Genomic DNA, 16,126 nt, shown 5'->3' with positions numbered 1-16,126 from the left:
CGTTCGATCCGTGCCGCCCCCTACCCGCCTCACGCGCGAATGTCAGCGCCTTCCTTCCGCCATGACTTTGGGTAAAGGGGCGCGGATGGACAGCAGCGATCTGGTTCTCGTCACCGGCGTCTCGGGGTTCGTCGGCTCCGCGGTGGCGCGGCGGCTGGCGGCACAGGGTCGCAGCGTGCGCGGAGTCGTGCGCGCGAGCAGCGCGCGCGCCAATCTCGTCGATTTTCCGGGCGAACTGGTCGAGGGCGATGCGCGTGACCCGCACGCGATGGCGCGCGCGATGGCGGGGGTGCGGCACCTGTTCCACGTCGCCGCCGATTACCGGATCTGGGCGCCCGACCCGGAGGAGATCGTCCGCAACAATCTCGCCAGCACGCGTGCCGTCATGGAAGCGGCGCGCGATGCCGGGGTCGAGCGGATCGTCTATACCAGCAGCGTCGCCACCCTCCTGCCCGACCCTGCCCGTCCCGCCGACGAAACCCGGCCCGCCACGCCCGAACAGGCGGTCGGCGCGTACAAGCGCAGCAAGGTGGTCGCCGAGCGGCTGGTCGAGGCGATGGCGGCGGCGGGGCTGCCGGTGGTGATCGTCAACCCCTCCACCCCGATCGGCCCGCGCGACGTGCGGCCGACGCCGACCGGGCGGATCATCGTCGAGGCGGCGTCGGGCAAGATGCCGGCGTTCGTCGATAGCGGGCTGAACCTCGTTCACGTCGATGACGTGGCGGAGGGGCATTTGCTCGCGCTGGCGAAGGGGCGGATCGGCGAGCGCTATATTCTGGGCGGGCAGGACGTGTCGCTGGGGGCGATGCTCGGCGAGATCGCGGCGTTGGTTGGGCGCAAGGCGCCGACCGTGGCGCTGCCGCGTGGGCCGCTGTACCCGCTGGCGTGGGCGAACGAGTTGCTCGCGCGGGTGACGGGCAAGGAGCCGTTCCTGACGATCGATTCGCTCAAGATGGCGGGGCATGCGATGTATTATTCGAGTGCGCGCGCGGAGGCCGAGCTTGGCTACCATGCGCGGCCGCATGTCGAGGCTTTGCGCGATGCGATCGACTGGTTCCGGGGCGCGGGGATGATCCGGTGATCTGGCTGGGCGCGCTGACGGTGGCGATCTGGCTGGGCATCGCGCTCGGGCGCGGTGGGTTCTGGCTGGCGCGCGAGCGGGATACGCAACCTGTCCCCGTGCGTGACCGCACTCCCCTCCCTGAAAGGGAGGGGTTGGGGGTGGGTTCCTCTCGTGGGAACGCGGCGCTCGCCCCATACCCACCCACCCCCGGCCCCTCCCTTCCAGGGAGGGGTGAAGAAGCAGGCTGGCCCACCGTCGTCGCGGTTGTCCCCGCGCGGGACGAAGCCGAGGTGATCGCCGAGTCGATCGGCAGCCTTGTCGCGCAGGACTATCCGGGCGACTTCCGCATCATCCTCGTCGATGACGGCAGCGGCGATGGCACCGCCGCCATCGCCCGCGCCGCCGCGCGAGGGTCGGATCGGCTCACCATCCTGCGGGGTGCTCCGCTCGCGCGGGGGTGGACGGGCAAATTGTGGGCGGTGTCGCAGGGGATCGCGGCGGCGGGGGATGCCGAGTATCTGCTGCTCACCGACGCCGATATCGCACATGCGCCCGATACGCTCGCCAGCCTCGTCGCCCGCGCCGAGGGCGACGACCGGGTGCTGGTGTCGCTGATGGCGCGGCTGCGGTGCAAGAGTTTCGCCGAGCGCGCGCTGATCCCCGCCTTCGTGTGGTTCTTCCAGATGCTCTACCCGTTCGCCACGGTGAACGCACGCGGGCGCGGACTTGGCGGGGCGGCGGGCGGCGTGATGCTGGTGCGGCGTACCGCGCTCGAAGCGGCGGGCGGGATCGGCGCGGTGCGCGGCGCGCTGATCGACGATTGCGCGTTCGGCGCGCTGATGAAGCGCCACGGCGCGATCTGGCTCGGGCTGACCAACCGCGCGCGCAGCATCCGCGTCTACGACACCGCCGAGTCGGTCGCGGCGATGATCTCCCGATCGGCTTACGCACAACTACGCTATTCGCTTTGGCTGCTGGCAGGCACAACGATCGGCCTCGCGCTTACCTATCTCGCGCCGCCATTGCTTGCGGTGTTCGCGCGAGGCTATGCGCAGACGCTCGGGATGATGGCTTGGATTTTGATGGCGATACTGTTTCAGCCGATGTTGCGATTCTACCGCCGTTCGCCGTTGTGGGGCGCGGCGCTGCCCGGCATCGCGAGCTTCTACGCCGGCTGCACCTTGCTGTCGGCGTGGCAACATGCGCGCGGGCGCGGCGGCATGTGGAAAGGCCGCGCTCAGGCGGACTTGCACGCATGAGCAAAGCAACCGATCTCGCGTCCGGCAAGGGGCATAAGGACGAGAATTTCCCAGTCGCGTCACTGCTCAAGCCGCAGCACCGTGCGCCGATCCTGGCGTTCTACCGCTTCGCGCGCGCCGCCGATGATGTCGCCGACAATGCAGCCGCCAGCGCGGACGAGAAGCTGGCTTTGCTCGGCGCGATGCGGGCGAGCATACAGGGCACGAGCGACGCCGACGCGGTTTCGGTCGAGCTGCGCGGCGTGATGGCGGCGCACCGGCTCGATCCGGTCCATGCGCTCGACCTGCTCACCGCGTTCGAGCGCGACTGCACGATCGACCGCTATCAGAGCTGGGATGATCTGATCGACTATTGCCGCTATTCGGCGATGCCGGTCGGGCGCTACGTGCTCGACGTCCACGGCGAGGACCGCGCGTTGTGGCCCGCGAATGACGCCCTGTGCGCAGCGTTGCAGGTCATCAACCATTTGCAGGATTGCGGGAAGGATTACCGCGCGATCGGCCGCGTCTATATCCCGCTCGCGGCGCTGGCGCGGCGCGGCGCGCCGGTGAGCGATCTCGGGCACGACGCCTCGACGCCCGCATTGCACGGCACGATCATAGACATCGGCAACCAGACGCTCGGCCTGCTCGCCGAATCGAAGCGGTTCGCGCGCGGCATCCGCGACCGGCGGCTCGGCATGGAGGTGGCGATCATTCAACGGCTGGCCGAAGACCTTACGCGGCGGGTGAAAAAGCGCGATCCGCTGTGCGACAAGGTTCACCACGGCAAGATCGAGATGGCGCGGATCGCCGGCGGCGCAATGCTGTCCTATCTGGTGGGCCGGGCATGAACCCCAAGGCGACACCCGCTTCGCTCCAGGCGCAAGTCTCGGGCAGCAGCTTTTATGCCGGCATGCGCGTACTGCCCAAGGCAGAGCGCGAGGCGATGTACGCGGTGTATGCGTTCTGCCGCGCGGTCGACGACATCGCCGACGACCAGCAGGGCGAGCGAGCCGGCCGGGCGGTCGCGCTCGAACAGTGGCGCGACGATATCGAGGCTTTGTATGCGGGCCGCGATCCCGGCCAGGCGGCGCTGGTGGCGGATGCGGTGCGGCGGTTCGATCTGCAAAAGGACGATTTCGTCGCGGTGATCGACGGCATGGCGATGGATGTCGCCGGCGATGTCCGCTGGCCGCCGTTCGAGACGCTCGATGTGTATTGCGACCGGGTGGCGTCAGCAGTGGGGCGGCTGTCGGTCAACATTTTCGGGATGGAGCGCGCGACCGGCGTCACGCTGTCGCACCACCTTGGCCGGGCGCTGCAATTCACCAACATCCTGCGCGATATCGACGAGGATGCCGAAATCGGCCGGGTCTATCTGGCCGGCGAGCATCTCGGTGCGGCGGGCATCGCCTTCACCACGCCCCGGCAAGTGGTCGACGATCCGCGCATCGACGCCGCCTGCCGCCCGTTGGCGGCGATCGCGCATGACCATTATGCCAAGGCCAACGCGATCCTCGCCACGCGCCCGCATGGCCATCTGATCGCGCCGCGACTGATGGCAGCGGTCTATGCGCCGATCCTGTCGCGCATGGAGACAGCCGGCTGGACCGCACCCCGCACGCGAATCCGCACCAACAAGCCCGCGCTGATCCTGACCGCGCTGCGGCTCTGGCTGTTCCGATGAGCCGGCGCGCGCGCGTAATCGGCGCCGGCATGGCCGGACTGTCGGCAGCGGTGGAACTGACCCGCGCCGGCTTCGCCGTGTCGATCTCCGAAGGCGCGGCGCAGGCGGGCGGGCGCTGCCGCAGCTACCACGATCCGCAGCTTGGCCAGATGATCGACAATGGCAACCATCTCGTCCTGTCGGGCAACGACGCGGTCGAGCATTTTCTGGCGACGATCGGCGCCGGCGACCGGCTGGCCGGGCCGGACGAGGCTGAATTCGTCTTCGCCGACCGCCGCACCGGCGAGCGCTGGAGCTTCCGGCCCAATGACGGGCGGCTGCCGTGGTGGATCTTCTCCAAGGCGCGGCGCGTGCCAGGCACGCGCGCGCGCGACTATCTGCGGCTCGCCGGGCTGACCTCGGGCAGGGCCGGGCAGACCGTCGCCGACCGGATCGACACGGGCGGGCTGCTGTGGGAGCGGCTGCTGGAGCCGGTGCTGCTCGCGGCGCTCAACACCGCTCCGCATGGCGGCGACGCGACGCTGACCGCCGCGATCATCAACCAGACGCTCGGGCGCGGCGGGCGAGCGATGAAGCCGCGGATCGCCGAGCCGACGCTCGCCGCCGCGTTCGTCGATCCGGCGACCGAATGGCTCGACGCGCAAGGCGCGAGCCTCACGCTCGGCCAACGGTTGCGCGCGATCGGCTTCGAGGGTGACCGCGTGACGACGCTCGATTTCGGCAGGGGTGCGGAAGCGGTCGCGCCCGATGAGACAGTGGTCCTCGCGGTGCCGCCGTGGATCGCCGAGACGCTGGTCCCCGATCTCGTCGTACCGTTCGATTTCCGGGCGATCGTCAACGCGCATTTCGCGTTCACGCCGCCGCCGGGCACGCCGTCGATGATCTGCGTGGTCGGTGGCGCGGCGGAGTGGATCTTCGCTTTTCCCGATCGCCTGTCGGTGACGGTGAGCGGCGCCGACCGGCTGATCGATGCCGATCGCGCCGAACTTGCCGCCGCGTTCTGGGCCGATATCGCCGCGATCCACAACCTGCCGCCCGAGCTGCCGCGCTGGCAGATCGTCAAGGAAAAGCGCGCGACCTTCGCCGCGACGCCGGCGCAGGAACGCCGCCGCCCGCCGTCGCGCACGCGTTGGCGCAACCTGTTCCTCGCCGGAGACTGGACGCAAACCGGCCTGCCCGCGACGATCGAGGGGGCATTGCGGTCTGGCGCGACCGCCGCGCGCTTGGCGCGGGACGCACGGCTGGTATAGGCGCGGCGATGGCCACCCTGCTGGAAACCCCCGATCTCGTCGCGCTTGCCGACGCCGCCACCACCCGCGCCGCCGCCGCGCTCGCCGATGCGCAGCGGCCCGACGGGCATTGGGTGTTCGAGCTTGAGGCCGATGCCACCATCCCGGCCGAATATGTGCTGCTGCGCCACTATCTCGGCGAGCCGCGCGCGGTGGAGCTGGAGGCGAAGATTGGCCGTTACCTGCGCCGCATCCAGGGCGCGCATCATGGCTGGCCGCTGTTCCACGGCGGCGCATTCGACATCAGCGCGAGCGTGAAGGCCTATTATGCGCTCAAGATGATCGGCGACGATGTCGATGCGCCGCATATGGCGGCGGCGCGCCGCGCGATCCTCGCGGCGGGTGGGGCGGAGGCGGCGAACGTCTTCACGCGAATCCAGCTCGCGCTGTTTGGCGCGGGGCCGTGGAAGGCGGTGCCGACGCTGCCGGTCGAACTGATCCTGCTGCCGCGCTGGTTCCCGGTGCATCTGTCGAAGATGTCATACTGGGCGCGCACGGTGATCGTGCCGCTGCTGGTGCTTGCCGCCAAGCAGCCGGTGGCGCGCAATCCGCTCGGCATCACGGTGGATGAGTTGTACACCGGGCGCGCCAAGCCGCCCGAGAGCAAGGCCGCCGACACCAAGCGCGGCTGGACGATGTTTTTCAACGGCCTCGACGTGGTGCTGAAGGGCGTCGAGGGGCTTTGGCCGAAGCGGCTGCGGGCGCGGGCGATTCAGCGTTGCGTCGATTTCACCGTCGAGCGGCTGAACGGCGAGGATGGCCTCGGCGCGATCTATCCGGCGATGGCGAACAGCGTGATGATGTTCGATTGCCTCGGCTATGCCGAGGACCATCCGCACCGGGCGATCGCGCGCAAATCGGTCGAGAACCTGTTGGTCGTGAAAGACGACGAGGCCTATTGCCAGCCCTGCGTCTCGCCAGTGTGGGACACCGCGCTCGCCGCGCACGCGATGCTGGAGGCAGGCGGCGTGGAGAATGAGGCGCGTGCCGATGCCGCGCTTGAATGGCTGCGGCCGTTGCAAGTGCTCGACGTGAAGGGCGACTGGGCCGAGCAGCGCCCCGACGTGCGGCCGGGCGGCTGGGCGTTCCAGTACAACAACGCGCATTACCCCGATCTGGACGATACCGCCGTGGTGGTGATGGCGATGGACCGCGCCGCGCCGCGATCGGGCGCGGATTATCGCGCGGCGGTGGAGCGCGCGGTCGAGTGGACAATGGGATTGCAGAGCAAGGGCGGCGGCTGGGGCGCGTTCGATGCCGACAACCACCACCATTACCTCAACAACATCCCGTTCGCCGATCATGGCGCGTTGCTCGATCCCGCGACCAGCGACGTGTCGGCGCGGGTGGTGTCGATGCTCGGGCAATTGGGCGAGCCGCTCGATAGCCCACGGATGCGCGAGGCGCTCGGCTTTCTCGAGCGCGAGCAGACGGCGGACGGAAGCTGGTTCGGGCGCTGGGGGGTGAATTACATCTACGGCACCTGGTCGGTGCTGTGTGCGCTCAACGCTGCCGGCGTGGATGCGCAGTCGGCGATGGTGCGCAAGGCGGTGGCATGGCTGGTCGCGATCCAGAACAAGGATGGCGGCTGGGGCGAGGATTGCGACAGCTACGACCTTGCCTACACAGGCCACACCCCTGCCCCATCGACCGCATCGCAGACCGGCTGGGCGTTGCTCGCGCTGATGGCGGCGGGCGAAGTCGATTTGCCCGCTGTGGAGCGCGGCGTGCGCTATCTCGCCGAGACGCAGGCCGAGGACGGGCTGTGGGGGCAGGAGATGTACACCGGCGGCGGTTTCCCGCGCGTGTTCTACCTGCGCTATCACGGCTATCCGAAGTATTTCCCGCTTTGGGCGCTGGCGCGGTATCGCAATCTGAAGCGCTCGAACGACCGGCGGGTTACGGTGGGAATGTGACCTTGCTCGTCGCCTGCGGGCTGACGCGCGAGGCGCGGATTTTCGCGCGGGATGGTGTGATGGCGGTCGCTGGTGGTGGCGATGCGGCGCGGCTCGAGGCCGGGCTTGAGGTGGCGGTCGCAGCGGGCGGGGTGCGCGCAATCCTGTCGGGCGGCATCGCCGGCGCGCTCGACCCGGCGCTCAGGCCGGGCGATGTGGTGATCGGCACCCTGTTCTCCCGCGAAAGCGGGAGTCCAGAGCAACTAGACGCAGCGTTCGCGGCCCTGGACTCCCGCTTTCGCGGGAGAACACGGGAGTCGCTGCCGGACGCGCATTTCGGCTGCATCGTCGGCAGCGACACGATCGTCGCCACGCTCGCCCAGAAGCGCGCGCTTTACGAAGCCACCGGCGCGCTCGCGGTGGATATGGAATCGCACATCGCCGCGCGCGTCGCGGCGCGCCACGCCCTGCCCTTCGCGATCCTGCGCACGATCTCCGACGGCGCCGACCACGTCCTGCCGCCGGCCGCGCTGGTCGGCATGAAGCCAGACGGCGGCATGGCGCTCGGCGCGGTGCTCGGCTCGCTCGCGCGGCATCCGGGGCAGTTGCCAGCGTTGATCCGCACCGGGCGTGATGCGGGCCGGGCGTTCACGGCGCTGAAGCGGGCATGCCGGGCTTTCGACTCCGGCTCGACTGGAACTAGGTAGGTTGGTACGGGAAACGCTGCGCCCACACGTCGTTTTGCCAATCAGTGTAACCCAACAGACTACCGAACTCGCGTTCACGCGCGGGCGACCATCCTCCCGCCCGTTGCATCAGCGCCATCATCTCATCGACACGCCACTCTTCGCCGGGCAATGTGTAATAAATGCGATGGATCCCACGCACCTCAGGTCGGTTCGGAATGGCAAGCGGGATTACAAAATCGCGCTTGGTCAATCGCCCCGCCAACACACATCGATCGAAACATCGAAGATATCGAACTACAACATCTGGGAAATTTTCATAAACATCTGCGAAGATCGCGAGCGGCTTGATGCCCTTCAGCATCAGGCCAAGTTCGCTATTCGTGTGAACCTTATAGGGTAGCCCTCGCAGATCGTCGGGCAGAGGCACCTAGCTCAGCTTCAGGCCGCCCGCTGCGTCCGACGGAAGCCGTCCGGGTCCGCCGCCTTGATCTTGGCCAGTTCGCGTTCGACGTGAGTCGAATGCACGTCCTCGGCCTTGCGCGCGTTGGACAGGTCGATGTCGGGCGCCATCGGCCCCTCCGTCCGCACGCCCTTGCGGCCGACATTGAACATCGCGAGCGGGTTGCGGATCGACTCGCTCGCCGCCGTGCCCTCGAAGCCGCAATGGACCATGCAGTTCGAGCATTTCTCGTACTTGCCGACACCGTACTGGTCCCAGTCAGTGCCCTCCATCAGTTCGGTGAAGGTTTCGACATAGCCTTCGCCGACGAGGTAGCACGGCTTCTGCCAGCCGAAGACGGTGCGCAGCGGCATCGACCAGGGCGTGCATTCGTAGCTGCGGTTGCCGGCGAGGAAATCGAGGAACAGCGGCGAGTTGGTGAAGGTCCACGCCTTGCCGCCGTTGCCGCGCCGGAACACGTCGCGGAAGAAGGTCTTGGTGCGTTCGCGCGTCAGGAAATGCTCCTGATCGGCGGCGCGTTCGTAGGAGTAACCAGGCGACAGCGTGATCTCGACGCCGCGCTTCTCCATCTCGTCGAAGAACGACGCCAGCCGCACCGGATCGGCGCCGTCGAACACGGTGCAATTGACCTGGACGCGGAAGCCCTTGGACTTGGCGAGTTCGATCGCCTCGATCGCGACCTCATAGGTGCCGTCCTGATCGACCGCGTGATCGTGCATGCCCTTGTCGCCATCGAGATGGATCGACCAGGTGAAGAAGTTCGACGGCTTGTAGTCGTCGATCTTCTTCTTGAGCAGCAGCGCGTTGGTACACAGGATCACGAACTTCTTCTTCGCGATATAGCCCTCGACGATCCTGGGCATGTCGCGGTGGAGCAGCGGCTCGCCACCGGCGATCGACACGGCGGGCGCGCCGCATTCGTCGATCGCTTCCATGCACTGATCGTAGCTCAGCCGCTGGTTGAGGATCGCGTCGGGATAATCGATCTTGCCGCAGCCGGGGCAGGCGAGATTGCAGCGCAGCAGCGGTTCGAGCATCAGCACGAGCGGATATTTGCCGCCGCCGATATGCTTGCGCAGCGTATAGCTGCCGATGCGGGCGAGCGCGGGAAGCGGAAGGCTCATGGTCTGTACGTCCTAGTTCGCCATCGCGCGCGGCGCGGCAGTGATCGGCCCTCTTAGCTCACGCGGCAGGGCGAATTCCAGTGTCTCTTCAATCCCGTCGAGCTGGCTGACCTCGACCGGGCCGATCCGGCGCAGCGCCGCGATGACATCATCGACCAGCGCGTCGGGTGCGGACGCGCCGGCGGTCAGGCCGACCGTCATCACCCCATCGAACCAGGCGGGATCGATCGCGCTGCCATCGGCGACGAGATAGCTCGGCAGCCCCTCGTCCACGCCGAGATCGCGCAGGCGGCTCGAATTGGAGCTGTTCGCTGCGCCGACCACCAGCAACAGGTCGGCGACGCGGCACAGGTCGCGCACGGCGGTCTGGCGGTTCTGCGTGGCGTAGCAGATTTCCGACACGTCGGGGCCGATCAGGTTGCGGAAGCGCGCCTTCAACGCGGCGATGATCGACCGCGTATCGTCGACGCTGAGCGTCGTCTGGGTGATATAGGCGATCTCGCCATCGTCGGGCAGATCGAGATCGGCCACCGCCGCCGCCGAGGAGACGAGATGCACCGGCGCATCGACCTGGCCGACCGTACCGACCACTTCGGCATGGCCCTCATGCCCGATCAGCACGAGCGCACGACCGGCCTGAGCATAGCGGCGCCCCTGCACATGCACCTTGGTGACGAGCGGGCACGTCGCGTCGAGCACTGGCAGACCGCGCGCCGCAGCCTCTTCCTCGACGGTGCGAGCGACGCCGTGTGCGCTGAACACCGTCATCGCGCCGGCCGGCACGTCCGACAGTTCCTCGACGAACACCGCGCCCTTGCGGCGCAGTGTATCGACGACATGCTTGTTGTGGACGATTTCGTGGCGCACATAGACCGGTGCGCCATAGCGCTCGATCGCCCGTTCGACGATCTCGATCGCCCGCACCACGCCCGCGCAAAATCCGCGCGGGTTCGCCAAGATCACGCGCAAGGCGCCGTCCTTTCCGAATTGGACCATTTCATGCGACGAGACAGGCGGTCTGAAATCCCGCATCGCCGCCCCTGTACGCTGCATATGCGAAGGGATGCCCGAAAAATGAAGCGGAAAAAGGGCAGACCGTACCGATCGGTACTGAACTGTGCCCGTTCAGCCACGCGTCAGCGGTTTGTGCTTATCGATGGTGGTTGGTATCGGGCCACGGCGTCCCTATCTGACGGCCCATTATGATGGAGTATCGCATGATCCGCGTTTCCGGCCTGGCGGCGCTGCTGCTCGCAGCCTCGATCACAGCCCCCGCCACCGCGCAGACCAGCGACCCCGCTGGCGCGACCGTGCAGACGCTCGACGACGGTCTTCTCGCGATCATGAAGGGCGGCAAGGCGCTCGGCATATCGGGGCGTTCGGCCAAGATCGCGCCGGTCGTCGATCGCGCGTTCGACATTCCGCTGATGACGCGGCTGTCGGTCGGCCCCGCCTGGACGACGACCGCGCCGGCTGACCAGACCGCCCTGGTCGCCGCGATCCGCAAGCTGACGATCGCGCAATATGCCGGCAATTTCGATGGCTGGTCGGGCGAGAGCTTCAAGATCGCCCCGCAAGTCGAGACGCGCGGCACCGACAAGCTGGTTCGCACGACATTGGTCGCGCCGAAGGGCGAGCCGACCGCGATCGCCTATCGCCTGCGTGCAAGCGGCGGGCAGTGGAAGATCATCGACGTGTTCTACCAGAATTCGGTCAGCCAGCTCGCCACGCGCCGGTCGGACTTTGCCGGCATTCTCGCCAAGGGCGGCGCCAAGGCGCTGGTGACTCACCTCGACCAACTCTCCGCCAAAGCGGCGAACTGATCCGCATGAGGATTTTCGGGGGGGCGAGCGGGCTGGCGCTCGCCGCATCGCTGATGACGCCGGTCATGGCGGGCGCGCAGCAGCACGCCCCGCCGGCGGGGGTGATCGCGCCCAAGCCGCTCGCGCCGACCGCCGTGTCGCCTGCGGTAAAGGCGGCGCGGCCAGCGCACTTCAAGGGCGATCCGCTCGAAGGCCTCAACCGCAAGCTGTTCTCGATCCATAATTTTTTCGATCGTATCCTCTTCCGTCCGGTCGCGATGGCATACAAGGCGGTGGTTCCCAGGATCATCCGGGGCGGCATCCGCCACGTCTTTTCGAACATCGGCGAGCCGGTGGTGTTCGTGAACGACATGCTGCAATTGAAGCCCAAGCGGGCGGTGCGGACGGTGGCGCGCTTCGCGATCAACACGACGATCGGCGTCGGCGGGCTGGTCGATGTCGCCAAGACCGACGGGTTCAAGCTGCCGCACCATTCCAACGGCTTCGGCAACACGCTCGGCCGCTATGGGGTCGGGCCGGGGCCGTACCTGTTCCTGCCGTTCCTCGGGCCGACCGACTTCCGCGATCTCGGCGCCGCGCCGGTCGACGGCGCGGTTCTGCCGGTCGGGATCGGTTTTCCGTTCAACCGGGTGGAATATCAGATCCCGCAGGGGGTGCTGGTCGGGCTGGACTTGCGCGCTGAATCGGATTCCGATCTCAACGCGCTGCTCGGCGGCGCGGTCGATCCGTATGCGACGCTACGATCGGCGTTTTTGCAGACGCGCGCGGCGGAAGTGTATGCGCTGCGCCACGGCGGCGGCGCGAGCGCCAATCCACTCGACGATCCGCTGGCCGATCCAGCCGCCGGCGGTGGGACATCGCCGGAGATGATCGATCCGCTTACCGATCCGGCGGCGCCGGCTGGCGAGCAGGCGGCGCCGTCACCGGCGTTGAGCGACCCGCTGGTCGATCCAGCCGCGCCCTCCGCTGCACCGGCCGCGAAGCCGGCCACGCCGGATTTTAGCGATCCGTTGGTGGACCCCGCCGCCAAACCTTGAGCAGGTCGTGGTTTCGCCTGCGCCGTTGACGTATATGCCACTGGCATATAAAATCTATCCGTGCCGCTTCAAACCGTCGTCGAACTGGAGTCGTTCCTGAAGCGCGCCCGCGCGATCATGTCCGATGATGAACGGATCGCGCTCGTTACGTTTCTGGCCGCCAACCCCGAGGCCGGCGTTTCGCTGGGCGGGGGTTTGCGCAAGGTTCGGATCGCGCGCGAAGGCGGCGGAAAGAGCGGGGGATATCGCACGCTCTACGTGTTTGGTGGGACCACGATGCCGCTGTTCCTGCTGACGGTGTTCGCGAAGAACGAAAAGGCAAATTTGACCAAGGCCGAGCAGGCAGCGGCGGTGGCGCTGAGCAAGGCGTTGCTCGCCGCATACGGAGACGCATCATGAGCGAAGCATATGACCGCATCGTCGAGGGGCTGAACGAGGCGCTGGCGTTCACACGCGGCGAAACGACGAGTGCCGTCGTCCACAATGTCGAGGTTCCCGTGGTGGATGTCGCGGCGATCCGGGCCAGCACCGGATTGTCGCAAGGCGCGTTCGCACGCAGCATCGGTGTCGCCAAGGGCACTCTGCTCAACTGGGAACATGGCCGTCGGCAGCCGACCGGCCCGGCACAGGTGTTGCTGGCGATGCTGGCGAAGCGGCCTTCTCTGGTCAGCGAATTGCTGCGCTGACCCGTTACGCCTTCTTCGTCTTCCTCGGCGGGCCAAGCAAAGCCGGCTCGAAGATCAGCGCGCACACCAATGTCCACGCCAGCGAGATCATCAGGATCTTGCCCATGCTCGCGGTGCCGGGGTGGTGCGACAGCCACAGGCTGCCGAACGCGCTGCCGGTGGCGAGTGCGCTGAACAGCACCGCGCGCGCTAAGCTCGATTGCAGCAGGTCGGTCGCCCCTGCCCGCCATGCCATCACGAAATAGATGTGGAAGGCGACGCCGACGCCGAACAGCAGCGGAAAGGCGATGATGTTGGCGAAGTTGATCGGCTGGCCGATCAGCACGCAACTGCCCAGCGTCAGGAAGCCCGATAGCACTACCGGCGCGAGCGTGAAGGCGACTTCGCGGGCATCGCGCAGCACGATGAACAGCAAGCCACTGATGAGCACCAACGCGAGCACGCCCGCCTCGATGAACGCCCAGGCAATCGTGCCCGCCGCTTCCTGAGTCGCGACCGGCAGGCCGGAGGCGTCGGGCGCGACGGTGCGGACGGCTTTGGTGAAGCGGCGCAACACGGCGTTGTCGTTGCTGTCGCCGCGCGGGAAGACCTGGATCAGCGCGCGGCCGTCCTTGGCGACCCAATTGCCGGCGATCTCGGGCGGCAAGGTTGCGCGGGTGACGGGCTCGGCCTGCAAGGTGGCGCGGACCTGATCGAGCATCACGCCGAGCGGCGTCACCAGCACGTCATGCGCGCGGGCGCGGGTTTGCGGCGGTGCGGAGGCGAGTCGCGCGAACAGACCGGCGAGTCGGCGTGCGTCCTGCGCAGGCGTATCCGCTGTCGTGCCGGCGACCTTGCGGAGTTGCGCGGCGGTGGTGTTGAGCGCGGCGACGTTCTCCGCATCGGAGGGCGCGGGCGCCATGTCGAACGGGTTGATCGTCGCATCGAGCAGCAGCGATGCGTCCTGAAGCAGCGCGAGTTTTTGCGGCTGGTCCTCGGGGACGAAGCCATCGACCGTCACCGCCGCGTCGACTTCGGGCAGCTTCGCGAGCCGCGCGGCGAGCGCCTTCGCCGCATCCGGGTTGGCGGCGAGCAGGTTGATTGTGTTGGGTGTGCGCAGCGGATCGTGCATCAGATCGGCGAGCGCGCGCATCGCCGGGCCGTTCGGGTTGCGCAGGTGGAGCGGGTTGAAGTCGAACCGCACGAACGGCAGCAACGCGATGCTGACCAGCATCGACAGCGCGAACGCCCATAGCACGGCCTTGCGATGGGTATGCAGCCAGCGATCGAGCGGGGCTGCTTCACGGAACCCGACCTCGCGGCGTGGCGTGCCCGGCTTGAGCAAGGTGAGCAGCGCGGGCAGCAAGGTGATCGACAGCAGCAGCGCGATCACCATGCCGATGCCGGCGATGATGCCGAGTTCGGAGATGCCGATATAGTCGGTCGGCAGGAACGCGCCGAAGCCGAGGAACACCGCGCCGGCCGCCAGCGCCAGCGGCGCGGACAAAGCGGTGGCGGCGCGGCGCAGCGCCTCGGGCGTGGCGTGGCCGTCGAGCCGTTCGGCGTTGAAGCGCACGCTGATCTGGATGCCGAAATCGACGCCCAGCCCGACGAACAACGGGATGAACGCGACCGAGATCAGATTGAGCGTGTGAACCGCGAGCATCCCCGCCGCCGTGGTGATGATGAGGCCGGCGATGATGGTAACGACGATCGCCGCGACGATCTTCACCGATCGCGTCGCGAGCCAGAGCGTGACCAGCATCGCCAGCGCCATGATGAGGCCGACGATGCCGATATTCTCTTCAAGCGTGGCGAACTCCTCGTCGGCGAGCGGCACTTCGCCGGTGGTCCGCACCGAGACGCCATGCGCCGCGTCGAGCCCGAGCTTCACCGCCTGCTGGTTGATCGCCGCGACCGCATCCTCGCCGGGCTGGAGCGCGCCGTAATCGAGCTTGGGCTGGGCGAGGATCAGGCGGCGGCGTGGCGGCGCCTGCCCGCTGCCGGGCGCGGCCATCAACTCCTGCCACGAGAAATAGGAGGGCTTGCCGGCGAGCGTCGCGTCGAGCGCGTCGCTGAGCGAGCGCATCGGCTTATCGAAATCGCCGAGCTTGGCGGCGCCCTGCTCCACCCCCATCAGCGCGGTGCCGAACGCACCAGCGACGCCGCGCAACGACGGATCGCGCGCGAGCGGGCCGAGCAGCGGCTGCGCCTTGATGAGCGCGTCGGTGGCGGTCTTCACCTCGGCGACCGAGCCGAACATCAGGCCCTGTTTGGCGAAATAGGCGCCACCGTCGGGGCGTTCGGCGCGGCGGAAGTGTTTGGTGTCGGCGGCGAGCGCGTCGGTGAGTTTGGCGGCACCGGCTTCGGCGAGTTCGGGGGTTTTGCCGTCAACGATGACGAGCAGCACGTCGGTCAGGTTCGGGAAGGCGGTCTCGACCGCTTTCTCGTTCTGCCGCCACGCCACCTTAGGCGAGATCAGCGCCGCCGTGTCGGTGGTCATCGAAAAGCCGGTCGCCGCATAGGCGAGCGCGACTCCGGCCAGCACGAGGCAGGCCAGCGCGGCGAGCACGGGGCGGCGCACGCTGGCCGCGACCAGCCGCTGGATCAGGGTGGCGATCAACGCTTTGCGTCGCCGCCGAGGAAATAGCGCAGGTTGAACCTGATCGTCTGTTCACCGCCAGTCGTATCGAACATCGCATCCGTCCATTTCGGCGGACCAAGCCTGATCCGCGCATCGTTCGAAAAGCCGACGCCTTCCTTGGGAATGCCGAACAACGCCTGATCGACCTTGCCGTTGCCATTCTCATCGAGAAAAGCCTGAACCGCGTAGCGCCCCGGCGGCAGGCCGGTGAGCGACACCGTGGTGATACCCACGCGCGCGGGCGCTTCGGCGGAGATCGGACAGTCCTTGAGGAACTGCGCCTGCGTGCAGACGTCGATATGGACGCGGCCGTGCGCGGTGCGGACGTTGCCGATCTGGACATGCAAAATGCCCGTGCCGGTCGCGCCGCCGGCCAGCGCCGGCGTGCCTAACATCGCCAAGACCGCCAAGGTCGCCCACGCGCGCACTGTGCCGAAACCCGAAGTCACGTTCGATCCTGTTCCATGATCCGCATTCAAGCGCACGCCTTTCGCGCCCCAGCAATGAAT

At 67.6% G+C, this 16,126-nt stretch carries 16 protein-coding genes; 11 read left to right on the top strand and 5 right to left on the bottom strand.

Translation table 11 applies throughout. The features are described from left to right. Positions 1 to 85: 85 nt before the first annotated feature. From hpnA to EWE75_RS04115, 7 genes are read left to right on the top strand one after another with little or no spacing between them, the layout of a single operon-like run. Entirely contained in the window at positions 86 to 1,081 is a 996-nt protein-coding gene (gene hpnA, locus EWE75_RS04145) for a hopanoid-associated sugar epimerase (protein WP_130155426.1), read from the top strand. Beyond that, the gene (locus tag EWE75_RS04140) at positions 1,078 to 2,322 is read left to right on the top strand and encodes a glycosyltransferase (protein WP_231708206.1); all 1,245 of its coding nucleotides are present in this window, start codon (positions 1,078 to 1,080) and stop codon (positions 2,320 to 2,322) included. Before hpnA ends, EWE75_RS04140 begins: the two co-directional genes overlap by 4 nt. After that, positions 2,319 to 3,155, top strand: coding sequence for a squalene synthase HpnC (gene hpnC / locus EWE75_RS04135; protein ID WP_130155425.1), 837 nt, complete (start codon positions 2,319 to 2,321; stop codon positions 3,153 to 3,155). The genes EWE75_RS04140 and hpnC overlap by 4 nt, the downstream gene beginning before the upstream one ends. Next, positions 3,152 to 3,991: a presqualene diphosphate synthase HpnD gene (gene hpnD / locus EWE75_RS04130; RefSeq protein ID WP_130155424.1), complete on the top strand. Its 840-nt coding sequence runs from the start codon at positions 3,152 to 3,154 to the stop codon at positions 3,989 to 3,991. The genes hpnC and hpnD overlap by 4 nt, the downstream gene beginning before the upstream one ends. Then, complete coding sequence (gene hpnE, locus EWE75_RS04125) at positions 3,988 to 5,241, top strand: hydroxysqualene dehydroxylase HpnE (RefSeq protein WP_231708205.1); 1,254 nt, start codon at positions 3,988 to 3,990, stop codon at positions 5,239 to 5,241. Before hpnD ends, hpnE begins: the two co-directional genes overlap by 4 nt. Before the next feature lie 8 nt (positions 5,242 to 5,249). Continuing rightward, positions 5,250 to 7,196 carry a squalene--hopene cyclase gene (gene shc, locus EWE75_RS04120; protein WP_130155423.1) on the top strand — a complete coding sequence of 649 codons (1,947 nt, stop codon included), beginning with the start codon at positions 5,250 to 5,252 and terminating at the stop codon, positions 7,194 to 7,196. Beyond that, positions 7,193 to 7,882 carry a phosphorylase family protein gene (locus EWE75_RS04115; protein ID WP_130155422.1) on the top strand — a complete coding sequence of 230 codons (690 nt, stop codon included), beginning with the start codon at positions 7,193 to 7,195 and terminating at the stop codon, positions 7,880 to 7,882. The genes shc and EWE75_RS04115 overlap by 4 nt, the downstream gene beginning before the upstream one ends. Here EWE75_RS04115 and EWE75_RS04110 read toward each other — a convergent pair. The 3 genes from EWE75_RS04110 to ispH all read right to left on the bottom strand — a co-directional run bounded on the left by EWE75_RS04110 (position 7,875) and on the right by ispH (position 10,444). Beyond that, positions 7,875 to 8,225, bottom strand: a complete 351-nt coding sequence (locus tag EWE75_RS04110; RefSeq protein WP_206364671.1) for a hypothetical protein — start codon at positions 8,223 to 8,225, stop codon at positions 7,875 to 7,877. The two genes, EWE75_RS04115 and EWE75_RS04110, sit on opposite strands and share 8 nt — an antisense overlap. A gap of 77 nt (positions 8,226 to 8,302) precedes the next feature. Beyond that, complete coding sequence (gene hpnH / locus EWE75_RS04105) at positions 8,303 to 9,448, bottom strand: adenosyl-hopene transferase HpnH (protein WP_130155420.1); 1,146 nt, start codon at positions 9,446 to 9,448, stop codon at positions 8,303 to 8,305. Positions 9,449 to 9,460: 12 nt separating this feature from the next. Continuing rightward, positions 9,461 to 10,444 (bottom strand): 4-hydroxy-3-methylbut-2-enyl diphosphate reductase, encoded by a 984-nt coding sequence (gene ispH / locus EWE75_RS04100; RefSeq protein WP_165388262.1) that lies wholly within the window; start codon positions 10,442 to 10,444, stop codon positions 9,461 to 9,463. Between the two features lie 221 nt (positions 10,445 to 10,665). Here ispH and EWE75_RS04095 point away from each other — a divergent pair, with 221 nt between their 5' ends. The 4 genes from EWE75_RS04095 to EWE75_RS04080 are packed head-to-tail and all read left to right on the top strand — an operon-like array spanning position 10,666 to position 12,994. Next, the gene (locus EWE75_RS04095) at positions 10,666 to 11,271 is read left to right on the top strand and encodes an ABC transporter substrate-binding protein (RefSeq protein ID WP_231708204.1); all 606 of its coding nucleotides are present in this window, start codon (positions 10,666 to 10,668) and stop codon (positions 11,269 to 11,271) included. Positions 11,272 to 11,276: 5 nt separating this feature from the next. Then, positions 11,277 to 12,308, top strand: a complete 1,032-nt coding sequence (locus tag EWE75_RS04090; RefSeq protein WP_130155419.1) for an MlaA family lipoprotein — start codon at positions 11,277 to 11,279, stop codon at positions 12,306 to 12,308. 60 nt (positions 12,309 to 12,368) lie between these two features. Continuing rightward, positions 12,369 to 12,707: a type II toxin-antitoxin system RelE/ParE family toxin gene (locus tag EWE75_RS04085; protein WP_130155418.1), complete on the top strand. Its 339-nt coding sequence runs from the start codon at positions 12,369 to 12,371 to the stop codon at positions 12,705 to 12,707. Continuing rightward, a complete protein-coding gene (locus EWE75_RS04080) occupies positions 12,704 to 12,994 on the top strand; it encodes a helix-turn-helix domain-containing protein (protein ID WP_130155417.1) in 291 nt (96 codons plus the stop codon). Before EWE75_RS04085 ends, EWE75_RS04080 begins: the two co-directional genes overlap by 4 nt. Before the next feature lie 4 nt (positions 12,995 to 12,998). Here the strand turns inward: EWE75_RS04080 and hpnN are convergent, their stop codons facing one another. Both hpnN and EWE75_RS04070 read right to left on the bottom strand, forming a co-directional pair. Beyond that, positions 12,999 to 15,596 (bottom strand): hopanoid transporter HpnN, encoded by a 2,598-nt coding sequence (gene hpnN / locus EWE75_RS04075; RefSeq protein WP_130155416.1) that lies wholly within the window; start codon positions 15,594 to 15,596, stop codon positions 12,999 to 13,001. After that, complete coding sequence (locus EWE75_RS04070) at positions 15,593 to 16,066, bottom strand: DUF2141 domain-containing protein (protein WP_231708203.1); 474 nt, start codon at positions 16,064 to 16,066, stop codon at positions 15,593 to 15,595. The genes hpnN and EWE75_RS04070 overlap by 4 nt, the downstream gene beginning before the upstream one ends. Positions 16,067 to 16,126 lie beyond the last annotated feature (60 nt).

Source organism: Sphingomonas populi, assembly GCF_004208535.1.
GTDB lineage: Bacteria > Pseudomonadota > Alphaproteobacteria > Sphingomonadales > Sphingomonadaceae > Sphingomonas > Sphingomonas populi.
Note: the sequence above shows the minus strand (reverse complement) of the source record. Positions and strands in the feature narration are given on the sequence as shown.

Bases quoted from the DNA above. Each gene is read 5' to 3' on its own strand.
- EWE75_RS04080 (WP_130155417.1), top strand. From the start codon at position 12,704: ATGAGCGAAGCATATGACCGCATCGTCGAGGGGCTGAACGAGGCGCTG.
- hpnD (WP_130155424.1), top strand. From the start codon at position 3,152: ATGAACCCCAAGGCGACACCCGCTTCGCTCCAGGCGCAAGTCTCGGGC.
- EWE75_RS04090 (WP_130155419.1), top strand. From the start codon at position 11,277: ATGAGGATTTTCGGGGGGGCGAGCGGGCTGGCGCTCGCCGCATCGCTG.
- shc (WP_130155423.1), top strand. From the start codon at position 5,250: ATGGCCACCCTGCTGGAAACCCCCGATCTCGTCGCGCTTGCCGACGCC.
- hpnH (WP_130155420.1), bottom strand. From the start codon at position 9,448: ATGAGCCTTCCGCTTCCCGCGCTCGCCCGCATCGGCAGCTATACGCTG.
- hpnE (WP_231708205.1), top strand. From the start codon at position 3,988: ATGAGCCGGCGCGCGCGCGTAATCGGCGCCGGCATGGCCGGACTGTCG.
- hpnA (WP_130155426.1), top strand. From the start codon at position 86: ATGGACAGCAGCGATCTGGTTCTCGTCACCGGCGTCTCGGGGTTCGTC.
- EWE75_RS04110 (WP_206364671.1), bottom strand. From the start codon at position 8,225: ATGCTGAAGGGCATCAAGCCGCTCGCGATCTTCGCAGATGTTTATGAA.
- EWE75_RS04095 (WP_231708204.1), top strand. From the start codon at position 10,666: ATGATCCGCGTTTCCGGCCTGGCGGCGCTGCTGCTCGCAGCCTCGATC.
- ispH (WP_165388262.1), bottom strand. From the start codon at position 10,444: ATGGTCCAATTCGGAAAGGACGGCGCCTTGCGCGTGATCTTGGCGAAC.
- hpnC (WP_130155425.1), top strand. From the start codon at position 2,319: ATGAGCAAAGCAACCGATCTCGCGTCCGGCAAGGGGCATAAGGACGAG.